Below are 11,204 nucleotides of genomic sequence, written 5' to 3' on the forward strand. Positions count from 1 at the left end.
TTCAGTGATCGTTGTGTTGAGCCAAGGCGTTGTCCAGGCGTATATGGCGCTGGTCGCCCATGCGACGGGTCAGGCCGAGCCGGTCGAAATACTCGAGAATCTGAATGCTGCGCTTGCGTCCCAGGCCCACGGCATCGCGAAACGCCGTGACCTGAATCACCGGGTTCTGCGCCGCCAGTTGCACAAGCATAGCCGCCAATCGGCGCAGGACTGCATCGGTGTAAAACAGGTCGCGAACGACTTGATGCACCAACCCCAACCTGGCCATTTTGCGCAATAACAGGCGCACCGCCGCTTCGTCATGGCCCAGGTCGCGCACCCATGGCGCATCGAAACCGGCCTGTTCGAACCGCGGCTGCAGGCGTTGCCAGAGGGCTTGATCCGCTTCGCTCAAGCGCACCTGATGTTGCGGTAAATGCAGCCAAGGACCACTGGCCTGGATGACGCCACTGGCCAGCAACTCGTCGACCAGTCGGATGAACGTCGGTCGGTCCAGCGCTGTTCCAGAGAAGCGCCGCAGTCGGTCGCGGTCTGGTCCCATTTGATCCGGTTCGAGTTGATGAAAGCGCGCCAGATGCTCCAGCAGCGCGGCTTTCGAGGCATCCCAGCGCGCTACGCTAAACAACAACGACCCTTGGCGCGTATCGATCAAGCGGATATCGGCCGGCAAAATCCAGGTGTCGCGCGCACGGTTGAACTGACGCTCAAGGCGCTGCGGATCGAGCCCGGTATCGCTGTTCACCAACAATGCAGGCAGAACGTCTTCCAGTTCGCTGCATGTCGCGAGCGCCTGAAGCTGCGCCAATCGCTCAGGACTGCGGCGATGGCGGGTCGGCGCGAACGGGTCGAGCACCCGGCCACCACCGAGGGTGCGCTGGGCGCTTTGGTCGCGCAGAATCAAAGAATCGCCCTTCACCGCTTGCACCGGCGCATTCAACAGGACCTGCGCAAACATTCGCTCACCGGGCGCCAGGCTCGAACCCTCCAGCAACGCCACTCGCCCGGTGACATCCTGGGTGCCCAGGTGAACATGCACCGGCTGAAAATGCTCGAAGGCCTTGGCTTCGCTGGCCAGCAAACGCAGGTCGATATCCAGGCGCTGGGTCGGTGCGTATAGCCATTCGGCCACCAGCCAGTGGCCACGGTGAATGTGCTCCAGCGCCAACCGCTCGGCGCTCAGGTTCAAGGCGACACGCTGGCCCGCCACCGCCGTGTCTGCCGTTTGATTTTGCGCATGCAGCCCCCGCACCCGCACCGCTTTGCCCAACGGACCGAGTGTCAGCGTGTCGCCCACGGCAACCTGTCCGGATAACGCGGTGCCGGTCACCACGATGCCGGCGCCGGCCACGCTGAACGCACGGTCAATCGCCAGCCGAAAACCACCGAGGGGGCTGCGCTGATGGACCTCACGTTGTGCATACAGCAAGGCCGCACGCAGGGCTTCGACGCCTTCGCCGGTCACGCTCGACAGCGCAATGTGCGGCGCATCGGCAAAAGGTCCCGGCGCCAATAACGTTTGGATTTGTTCACGCACCGTCTGCACCCGGGCCGGATCGACGCGGTCGCATTTGCTGATGGCCACCAGCGCCCGTGGAATGCCAAGTAGTTCGACAATCGCCAAATGTTCGCGGGTCTGCGGCATGACGCCGTCATCGGCGGCGACCACCAGCAACACGAGGTCTATCCCCTGGGCCCCGGCCAGCATATTGTGGGTGAAACGCTCGTGACCGGGCACGTCGATAAACCCGGTCAGTGCCGCGCCCGGTTCCAATGCTGCGTAAAGATAGCCGAGGTCGATGGTCATGCCGCGTTCGCGCTCTTCGCGTCGCCGGTCACCAGCCTGGCCGGTCAATGCCTGGAGCAACGCCGTTTTGCCGTGGTCGATGTGCCCGGCCGTGCCGACAATCATTCTTGCACCTGCAATTGATCGAGTTGCGCCAGCCACGCGGCTTCGTCGTCCAGTTGCCGCAGGTCCAGCCACAACGCGTCATCGTCAATCCGGCCCAGCACCGGAATGCTCAATTGGCGAAACGCTGCCTCAAGCGCCAGCAATTGCCGACCGCGCAGGCGTTTGCTGACGAGCGGGCGCAGGCATAACGCCGCGCTGGGCAATCGCGCCACCGGTTGGCTGCCGCTGCCGATCATGCCCAGTGCCGGCACCGCGCTGACGTTCCAGCCGTCTCCCACCGCCTGCGCCAGGGACGGTTGCAAGCGCTCAGCCTGGGCGAGGATGTCGGCCTGCGCTCGGGTCAGCAGGCGCAGACTCGGCAGCCGCTCGGCCAAGCGATCCGGATTGCGGTACAAACCCAACACCGCTTCCAGCGCCGCCAGGGTCAGTTTGTCAACGCGCAATGCGCGCTTGAGCGGGTTCTTCTTGATCCTGGCGATCAGGTCTTTGCGGCCAACGATCAAACCGGCCTGGGGACCGCCGAGTAACTTGTCGCCGCTGAAGGTGACGATGTCCGCACCATCGATCAGCGCCTGGCGCACCGTGGGTTCGGCGGGCAAGCCCCAGCGAGTCAGGTCCAGCAAACTGCCACTGCCGAGGTCTTCGAGCAGCGGCAACCCGTGTTTATGCGCCAGCGCCGCCAGTTCGGCGGTCGGCACGCGTGCGGTGAAACCTTCGATGTTGTAGTTGCTGGCGTGCACGCGCATCACCAGACCACTGCGCGGACCGATGGCCGCTTCGTAATCGCGGGCATGGGTGCGATTGGTGGTGCCGACTTCATGCAGCCTGACACCGGCCCGGGCCATGATGTCGGGAATGCGGAACGCGCCGCCGATTTCGATCAGTTCGCCCCGGGAAATAATGCCTTCCTTGCGCGCGCCCAGGCTGTTGAGCGTCAGCAACACGGCGGCCGCGTTGTTGTTGACCACCGTCACCGCCTCGGCGCCGGTCAGCTCTCGGATCAGGCCTTCGATCAGGTCATCGCGGTCGCCGCGCTTGCCGCTGTGCAGATCGAATTCCAGGTTGAGCGGATAGCGTGCGGCCATTTGCACCGCGTTGATGGCTTCCTCCGGCAACAGCGCGCGACCGAGGTTGGTGTGCAGGACCGTGCCGGTCAGGTTGAACACCCGGCGCACATGACTGCGCTGCTGGATCGCCAGGCGTTCGCCGGTTCTGCCGGCCAGGACCTCAGGGGTGATTTCGACGGCGTCGAGTTGCCCTGAAAGCACTTGCTCGCGCAGGTCATCAAGCAGTTGCCGCAGACTGGCCAGCAACGCATCCCGCCCGTAGCGCTCGGCCAATGGCTGACACGCCGGATGACGCAGCAAGCTGTCGATGGAAGGCAGCCGCAAGGCTGGGCTGGCGGATCTGGCAGACATCAGGCGCTCCCGCAAACGTTGACCGTCGCGCCTGAGTGTAGTCGTTGTGCTTAATCGCCTCCCGGAGCGAGTAGAAGATTCGGTGCTGCGCGCAAGTAGCCTTCCTGCTCCAGGCGCATGTCCAGAATCAGGCTGGTGAGGTCAGCCGAAAGCGCTTCTGCCTCGGCGTCGTTTTCCAGGTACAACAGTTTCAGGTAGTGGTGGCAGCCGGGACAGGTTTCGGCGCGCAAGGGGGCTTGATTGGCGGCATGGCGATCGTCATCGAGGCTGACGTATTCCAGGCCTTTGCTGTGCTCGCAATACACGCACTTGACCCGCACCACATGCCATTCGCAGGCACATAACGAGCACACCAGATAACGCAACCCGTTGTATTTGCCGCGATGGCGAATCACCCCGGCCATGGCCGGCGACCCACAGGCCGGGCACTGGCTGAGGCTGTCGCCGGGTTTCAACACCAGGTCGGGCGTGCTCAGCAGCCAATGACTCCAGGCAGCCTGCAACGTAGCGCCGAGAAACGGCACCAGCGCTGCCGGTAGCAATGAATATTGACCGCTGACCAAGGCGTTCGCCCAGGCCTTGCGTTGTCCAGTAGTGGCGTTGCGCAACGCAGCGACGGCTTGTTCCACAGCGGACTTGGCCGGCGGTTGATAGCGCTGCAACAAGGCATCGAGGTACGGCAACCAGGCGTCCTCGCGCGCCAGGCTGTCGGCGGCGAACGGCGGCAATCCGTGTTGTTGGCAGATGTGCAGGCGCTCGGGATCGAGCGGCGCGGTGTCGGGTGGATCGTCCAACAGGTCTTGCTGGACGCGGCACAGGTCGGTCACCAATCGCAGGTAATCGGCGAGTGGATGCCCGTCAGCGAGTTTTTCCAGACGTTGCGCCCGCAAGGCGAACAGGTTGATCGGTGGCAGGTGCAAAAACGGCGGTGAAGTCGCCGCCGCTTCGATCTCGCCAGGCTGAAGAATGGTCGCCAAGGGCTTATCCTTTTTTGCTGATCGGCCGGTCGGGGTGCTCGTCTCGGGTCACTTCCCGATACCAGAGTTCATGGTGTTTCTTCGCCCAGGCGCGGCTGACCCAGCCATGTGCCATGGCGCTGACCGACCCCTTGATCCAGATGCCGGCATAGATGTGCACGATGATGCTCAGCACCAGCACAAAACCCGCCAACGCGTGCAGCAGCATCGCCCAGCGAATGGCCGTGATGCCGAAGTACGCGCTGAAGTAGGCGCGCCAGATCACCAGCCCGCTGAACAGCAACACCAGCATGCACAGCAGCAGTGTCCAGAACAGCAGTTTCTGCCCCGGGTTGTACTTGCCGATGGGGGGCACGCCCTCCTCTTCATTGCGGATCACCCGCCCGACGCGCTTGAGCCACAAGCGGTCATTGCTGATAAAGAAGTTCGCCCGAAAGAACTGAATCACCAGACCGAGGAACAACACAAACATCACCACGCCCATGAACGGGTGCAGGATGCGTGTCCACGGCCCGCCGCCGAACAGGTTGCTGAGCCAGAACAGTGCCGGGTGGAACAACGCCAGGCCGGACAGCGCCGCCATGAAAAACAGGATCGCCACCAGCCAGTGATTGGTCCGCTGGTTGGCGGTGTAGCGAAGGATCTGTTTGCGGATCATGGCCGGTCCTCCCGTTTCGGATCATAGGTATGCACCGATGGATCGACTTCATGCACCGCAGGGTCTTTGAGCGGCGGCAGTTCATCCTCCTCTACCACTTGCGGGCCGATGCGCACGTAATGGAAGAATCCGGCGAGCACCGCCAGGCCCATGGCCAACAAACCCAAGGGTTTGCTCACGCCTTTCCACAATTGCACCAACGGACTGATCGTCGGGCTCGCCGGCAAACCGGCGTAGAGCGTCGGCGTGTCCGCGTGGTGCAGCACATACATCACATGCGTGCCGCCAACACCTTCGGGATCGTACAGGCCGGCGTGGTCGAAGCCGCGGCTTTTCAGGTCGACGATGCGTTCGGCGGCGTGTTCCTTCATGTCTTCCTTGCTGCCGAACACGATGGCGCCGGTCGGGCAGGTTTTCACGCAGGCCGGTTCCAGTCCGACTTCCACCCGGTCCGAGCACAAGGTGCATTTGTACGCCTTGTGATCTTTCTGCGAGATCCGCGGAATGTTGAACGGGCAGCCGGTGATGCAATAGCCGCAGCCGATGCAATGATCCTGATCGAAATCGACGATGCCATTGGCGTGCTTGATGATCGCGCCGGGGCTGGGGCACGCCGCCAGGCAACCGGGCTCGGCGCAGTGCATGCAGCCGTCCTTGCGGATCAGCCATTCCAGGTTGCCGGCATCGGTTTCATGCTCGGTGAAGCGCATCAAGGTCCAGGTGTCGGCGCTGAGGTCCTGAGGGTTGTCGTAGGTGCCGAGGTTATGGCCGACGTCGTCGCGCAGCTCGTTCCATTCCGAGCAGGCGACCTGGCAAGCCTTGCAGCCGATGCACTTGGTGGTGTCGATCAGCTTGGCCACTTCCTCCTGATTGCGCACCGAGGACGGCACGGTGGTAGTGGCCGAACGGGCGATGATGTCTTGGCTGGCCATTTAGACTTTCTCCACGTTGACCAGGAATGACTTGGATTCCGGGGTCTGAGTGTTGCCATCGCCGAGGAACGGCACCAGGGTGTTGGTCAGGTAGCCGTGGCGCGTGAGGCCGGTAAAGCCCCAGTGCAGCGGGATACCGATCTGGTGCACGACCTGGCCGTTGACTTGCAGCGGCCGGATTCGCTTGGTCACCACCGCCACCGCTTCGATATGGCCACGTTTGGAACTGACCCGAACCCGGTCGCCAGCGACGATGCCTTTTTCCTTGGCCAGCACTTCACCGATCTCGACGAATTGCTCGGGCTGGGCAATCGCATTGAGCTTGCAGTGCTTGCTCCAGAAGTGGAAATGCTCGGTCAGCCGGTAGCTCGTCGCCGCATACGGATAGTCCTTGGCCACGCCGAGCGAATCCCACACCGAATCGAAGATCCGCGCCGCCGGGTTGCTGGTGGCTTTCTTGTTTTGCGGGTGCAGCGGGTTGATGCCGATGGGCGTCTCGAACGGCTCGTAGTGCTCGGGGAATGGGCCCTCGTTCATCTTGTCGACGGCGAAGAATCGCGCCACGCCTTCGGGGTTCATGATGAACGGATTCATCCCCGCTTCCGGCGCCACGTCGACCTTGTAGTCGGGCACATCGGTGCCGCCCCAGACTTTGCCGTTCCACCACACCAGGCGTTTTTTCTCGTCCCACGGTTTGCCTTGCGGGTCGGCCGAGGCGCGGTTGTAAAGAATCCGCCGGTTCGCCGGCCACGCCCAGGCCCAGCCCTGATGTTGATGCATGCCGTAAGGGTCGCTGTTGTCGCGGCGGGCCATCTGATTGCCCGTCTCGGTCCAGCTGCCGCAGAAAATCCAGCAGCCTGACGCCGTGCTGCCGTCGTCCTTGAGCTGGGCGAATCCGGCGAGTTGCGCGTTGCCCTTGATCGCCGCGCCCGTGGCGTCGGTGAAGTCGCTGACCGCATAGCCGTTGATTTCCTTCGCCAGTTCTTCCGGCGACGGCTCTTCGGGCATCTTGTAGAGCCAGGACAGTTTGAGGATGGGCTCGGCGTAAGCACCGCCTTTGGCTTGATAGCGCTGGCGCAGGCGGATGAACAACTCGGCCATGATGCGGATATCGGTGCGTGCTTCGCCCGGGCCTTCGGCGCCTTTCCAGTGCCATTGCAGCCAGCGGCTGCTGTTGACCAGCGAGCCGTCCTCCTCGGCGAAACAGGTGGTGGGCAGGCGAATCACTTCGGTCTGGATGTCGGCGCTCTTCACATCGTTGTATGGCCCGACATTGCGCCAGAACTCCGAGGTTTCCGTCGACAGCGGGTCCATCACCACCAGCCATTTCAACTTGGCCAGCGCCGCCATCACCCGGTTCTTGTCGGGCAGCGCGGCGATAGGGTTGAAGCCTTGGCACAGGTAGCCGTTGACCTTGCCCTGCCCCATCAGGTCGAACACTTTGAGGATGTCGTAGTTGGGAATGTCCAGCTTCGGCAAATAGTCGTAGGCCCAATTGTTCTCTGCCGTAGCGTTGTCGCGGTACCAGGCTTTCATCAGGCTGACGTGGAATTTGCTGTAGTTCTGCCAATAGGACAGTTGCCCCGGGCGTAATGGTTTCTGCGTGCGTTTGGTGATGTAGCCGGCGTAGTCCTGCTCCGCATCGTTTGGCAGGGTGAGGTAACCCGGCAACGAGTTGGACAGCAAACCGAGGTCGGTCAGGCCCTGGATGTTGGAGTGCCCGCGCAGGGCATTCACGCCCCCGCCCGGCATGCCGACGTTGCCCAACAGCAATTGCACCATCGCGGCGCTGCGGATGATTTGCGAGCCGATCGAGTGCTGTGTCCAGCCCAGCGCATAGAGAATCGTCATGGTCTTGCCTGGTTGCGCGCACGTGGCGATCTCGTCCCAGATTTTTTGCATGGCGTCGACCGGCATGCCACAGATCTGGCTCGCCAGTTCAATGGTGTAGCGGCTGTAATGCTGCTTCATCAGTTGGTAGACGCAGCGCGGATCCTGCAAGGTCGGGTCGACTTTGACGAAGCCGTCCTCACCGAGTTCATAGGCCCAGCCGGACTTGTCGGTATAGCTGCGCTTGGCGACGTCGTAACCGCTGAAGATGCCGTCCTCGAAGCCATAGCCGGCTTTGACGATGAACGACACGTCGGTGTAATTGCGCACGTATTCGTGCTGGATCTTGTCCTGGGTCAGCAGGTAATTGATCAGCCCGCCCATGAAGGCGATGTCGGTGCCGGTGCGGATCGGCGCGTAATAGTCGGCCACCGAGGCTGTGCGGGTAAACCGTGGGTCGACCACGATCAATCGCGCCTTGTTGTGCGCCTTGGCTTCGGTCACCCACTTGAAGCCGCAGGGGTGCGCTTCTGCTGCGTTGCCGCCCATCACCAGGACCAGGTTCGCGTTGGCGATGTCGGTCCAGGTATTGGTCATGGCACCACGGCCGTACGTCGGGGCAAGACTTGCCACCGTCGGGCCGTGTCAGACACGCGCCTGGTTATCAAACCCCAGCATGCCGAGACTGCGAATGACCTTGTGAGTGATGTAGCCCGCTTCGTTGGACGCCGCCGATGCCGCCAGGAACCCCGTGGTCAGCCAGCGGTTCACCGTTTGGCCCTGGGCATTCTTCTCGATGAAGTTGGCGTCGCGGTCGGCCTTCATCAGGTCGGCGACCCGGTCCAGCGCTTCATCCCAGGAGATACGCGTCCATTCTGTGCTGCCAGGCTTGCGCACCTGGGGATATTGCAGGCGGCCAGGGCTGTGAATGAAGTCCAGCAGGCCGGCACCTTTGGGGCACAGGGTGCCACGGTTGACGGGGTGGTCGGCATCGCCTTCGATGTGGATGATGCTTTGCGCGACGTTTTTGGCGGTATCGCCCTGGCTATACATGATCACGCCGCAGCCCACCGAGCAATACGGGCAGGTGTTGCGGGTTTCATGGGTGTGGGCGAGTTTGAAATGGCGTACCTGCTCGGCGAAGGCTGTCGCGGGGAGCATGCCCAGCGCGCCGAGGCTCGAGCCCGCAAGGCCGATACCAGCGACCTTGAAGAACTGACGACGGTTGAGGTCCATCGTGCACTCCTGATCAGGTGGAAACCCGGTATTTTTGCCGGGTTTTTCTGGACGATCACGGTGGCGGCAGCGTGGCTACCGACATCTGAAACTTTAGCCAATGGGAGAACTGACTGCCTGAAAACCGACCATCGGGCAGTGCGGGATGTCAGTCATCACACATAACCCTGTGGGAGCGAGCCTGCTCGCGATGGCGGTGTGTCATTGAGCATTGTTGTCGGCGGCTCCACCGCTATCGCGGGCAAGCCCGCTCCCACAGGTTTTGTGTTGTTCGCACCATTAGCGTCTCGCTCCCACAGGGGCTTGGCGTTTATCATTGCGCCACGTTCAACCACGCTTTCTATGAGACTGAGCATGACCTTCGATTTTGATCAGGTGTTCGACCGCCACGACACCGGCAGTACCAAGTGGAGCCGCTACCCGGCCGATGTATTGCCAATGTGGGTCGCCGACATGGACTTCGCCGCGCCGCCGGTGATTGTTGAAGCCCTGCGCAAACGCCTGGAACACCCGATGGTCGGCTACAGCGTGCCTCAGGATGATCTGCGCGCCGCCGTCATTGCTGACCTCTGGAACAAATACGCCTGGCGCGTATTGCCGGAAGAGCTGATCTTCCTGCCGGGTGTGGAATCGGGTTTCAACATGGCCCTGAAGGCGCTGGTCGAGCCGCAGCAGAACGTGGTGGTCCAGGTCCCGAATTACCCGCCGCTGCGCCATGCACCGGGTCACTGGGGTTTGCACAAGGTTGAACTGGAATTCGATGCATTGGCCGACGGCACTTATGCCACGCAACTCGACGCCTTGAGCCAGGCACTCAAGGGTGGCGGCGCGCTGCTGCTGAGCAACCCGCATAACCCAATGGGCAAGGTCTTCCCCCGGGAAGAACTGCAAGCGCTCGCCGACATCTGCCTGGAGCAGAACGCCTGGATCATCTCCGATGAAATCCACGCCGAGCTGTGTTTCGACGGGCGTGTGCACATTCCGACCGCTTCGTTAAGCCCGCAGATCGCTCAGCGCACCATCACCCTGATGTCGGCGAGCAAGGCTTACAACATCGCCGGTTTGAAAACCTCCTTCATGATCATTCAGGACGCTGCGGTACGCGCTCGGGTCAATCATGCCCGCTGCGGCATGGTCGACAGCGTCAACCCGTTGGGCATGGAAGCGACACGCGTCGCGTACAGCGAAGGCGGCCCGTGGCTGGCCGGGTTGAAGGCGTATCTGCAAAGCAATCGTGATTATCTGGTGGACGCGGTTCGCACCCGACTGCCGGGCGTGACGATGAACATCCCCCAAGGGACGTACCTGGCGTGGCTCGATTGCACGGCCTTGGGACTGGACAATCCGCAGCAGTTCTTCCTCGACACGGCCAAGGTGGGCCTGAGCCCGGGTCTGGATTTCGGCGATAACGCCCAACAGTTCGTGCGCTTGAATTTCGGCTGCCCGCGGGCGTTGCTCGAAGAAGGCTTGGCGCGAATGGAACGCAGCCTGCTCGACCTCAAGGCCTGACGTTCCCCACTTGATCGTTCCGACCCTCTGCGTCTGCTCTTGGGACGCAGAGCGTCCCGGGCTGCATTCCCACGCAGAGCGAGGGAACGATCGAAACAGTATTTTTGATTTTTAGTCTGCGTACTTATTTATCGACCTATCGAATTTTCATCTTTAAAAAGTTGAAATCCCCGTGAAACCCGACAGTCACAACGTTAAACCCGCCTCGGTTTTGCAGGCAGGAGACGACAGTGTTCGGTTCCACTGTGGCAACGATGCCGTTCAAAGGGACCTCGGATAAGAAGAAGGTGCCTGTCATGACTCAATGTTCCTCTCCCGATCAAATCAAGGCCTGCCGCACGTTCGCCCTAGAACGCAATCGACAGATGTTCGAAGAAGCCCAGCTGCTGAGTCGCTGTGCCTTTGAAATGCTTGAGGGCGGGGATCTGGACGTGGAGCTGTTTGAGCGCTATCGGGTGTTGCGCAGAAAAGCTGATCAGAAGTTTCAGGAGGCGATCGAGCACTTGCGATTGCTCAATGAAGATTTTCCGCCGATTCCGGTGTCTGCCAATCATTCCCAGCGGTTGCGTGAGCAGCTTGAGCTTTGAGCTTTGAGCTTGAACATGAAAAGGCCGGTCTGGTTGGGGTTGGGGTTGGGGTTGGGGTTGGGTACATATCCATTTTTGCGGTAATGGCGGCTATTGGTTCCGCTTTTACAGCGGGTCACTTGGAGAAGCGCCAAGTAACCAAGCGCTT

General features: G+C 61.6%; 9 protein-coding genes. 2 read left to right on the top strand and 7 right to left on the bottom strand.

The window, feature by feature from the left end:
- Position 1 precedes the first annotated feature (1 nt).
- Genes selB through fdnG form a run of 6 tightly spaced genes read right to left on the bottom strand, consistent with a single transcriptional unit; the run spans position 2 to position 8,960 of the window.
- Entirely contained in the window at positions 2–1,909 is a 1,908-nt protein-coding gene (gene selB, locus QRN31_RS24355) for a selenocysteine-specific translation elongation factor (protein ID WP_285435037.1), read from the bottom strand.
- Positions 1,906–3,327: an L-seryl-tRNA(Sec) selenium transferase gene (selA, locus tag QRN31_RS24360; RefSeq protein ID WP_285435038.1), complete on the bottom strand. Its 1,422-nt coding sequence runs from the start codon at positions 3,325–3,327 to the stop codon at positions 1,906–1,908. The genes selB and selA overlap by 4 nt, the downstream gene beginning before the upstream one ends.
- A gap of 50 nt (positions 3,328–3,377) precedes the next feature.
- Positions 3,378–4,304 carry a formate dehydrogenase accessory protein FdhE gene (gene fdhE, locus QRN31_RS24365; RefSeq protein ID WP_285435039.1) on the bottom strand — a complete coding sequence of 309 codons (927 nt, stop codon included), beginning with the start codon at positions 4,302–4,304 and terminating at the stop codon, positions 3,378–3,380.
- Between the two features lie 4 nt (positions 4,305–4,308).
- Positions 4,309–4,962 (bottom strand): formate dehydrogenase subunit gamma, encoded by a 654-nt coding sequence (locus tag QRN31_RS24370; RefSeq protein ID WP_285435040.1) that lies wholly within the window; start codon positions 4,960–4,962, stop codon positions 4,309–4,311.
- Complete coding sequence (gene fdxH, locus QRN31_RS24375) at positions 4,959–5,894, bottom strand: formate dehydrogenase subunit beta (RefSeq protein WP_285435041.1); 936 nt, start codon at positions 5,892–5,894, stop codon at positions 4,959–4,961. The genes QRN31_RS24370 and fdxH overlap by 4 nt, the downstream gene beginning before the upstream one ends.
- Positions 5,895–8,960 carry a formate dehydrogenase-N subunit alpha gene (fdnG, locus tag QRN31_RS24380; protein ID WP_285435042.1) on the bottom strand — a complete coding sequence of 1,022 codons (3,066 nt, stop codon included), beginning with the start codon at positions 8,958–8,960 and terminating at the stop codon, positions 5,895–5,897.
- Positions 8,961–9,314: 354 nt separating this feature from the next.
- Between fdnG and QRN31_RS24385 the strand changes: the two genes are divergently transcribed.
- Both QRN31_RS24385 and QRN31_RS24390 read left to right on the top strand, forming a co-directional pair.
- Positions 9,315–10,469 (top strand): MalY/PatB family protein, encoded by a 1,155-nt coding sequence (locus tag QRN31_RS24385; RefSeq protein ID WP_285435043.1) that lies wholly within the window; start codon positions 9,315–9,317, stop codon positions 10,467–10,469.
- 296 nt (positions 10,470–10,765) lie between these two features.
- Complete coding sequence (locus tag QRN31_RS24390; protein ID WP_285435045.1) at positions 10,766–11,056, top strand: hypothetical protein; 291 nt, start codon at positions 10,766–10,768, stop codon at positions 11,054–11,056.
- Here the strand turns inward: QRN31_RS24390 and QRN31_RS24395 are convergent.
- Positions 11,020–11,204 (bottom strand): hypothetical protein (locus QRN31_RS24395; RefSeq protein WP_285435047.1); only part of this gene is annotated, 185 nt, incomplete at its 5' end. The two genes, QRN31_RS24390 and QRN31_RS24395, sit on opposite strands and share 37 nt — an antisense overlap.

It is taken from the genome of Pseudomonas sp. fls2-241-R2A-110 (genome assembly GCF_030209165.1).
Classification (GTDB): Bacteria; Pseudomonadota; Gammaproteobacteria; order Pseudomonadales; family Pseudomonadaceae; genus Aquipseudomonas.

What these genes read in the sequence shown, in the direction of transcription:
- selB (WP_285435037.1), bottom strand. Translation starts at nt 1,909, where the DNA reads ATGATTGTCGGCACGGCCGGGCACATCGACCACGGCAAAACGGCGTTG.
- selA (WP_285435038.1), bottom strand. Translation starts at nt 3,327, where the DNA reads ATGTCTGCCAGATCCGCCAGCCCAGCCTTGCGGCTGCCTTCCATCGAC.
- QRN31_RS24370 (WP_285435040.1), bottom strand. Translation starts at nt 4,962, where the DNA reads ATGATCCGCAAACAGATCCTTCGCTACACCGCCAACCAGCGGACCAAT.
- fdxH (WP_285435041.1), bottom strand. Translation starts at nt 5,894, where the DNA reads ATGGCCAGCCAAGACATCATCGCCCGTTCGGCCACTACCACCGTGCCG.
- QRN31_RS24385 (WP_285435043.1), top strand. Translation starts at nt 9,315, where the DNA reads ATGACCTTCGATTTTGATCAGGTGTTCGACCGCCACGACACCGGCAGT.
- QRN31_RS24390 (WP_285435045.1), top strand. Translation starts at nt 10,766, where the DNA reads ATGACTCAATGTTCCTCTCCCGATCAAATCAAGGCCTGCCGCACGTTC.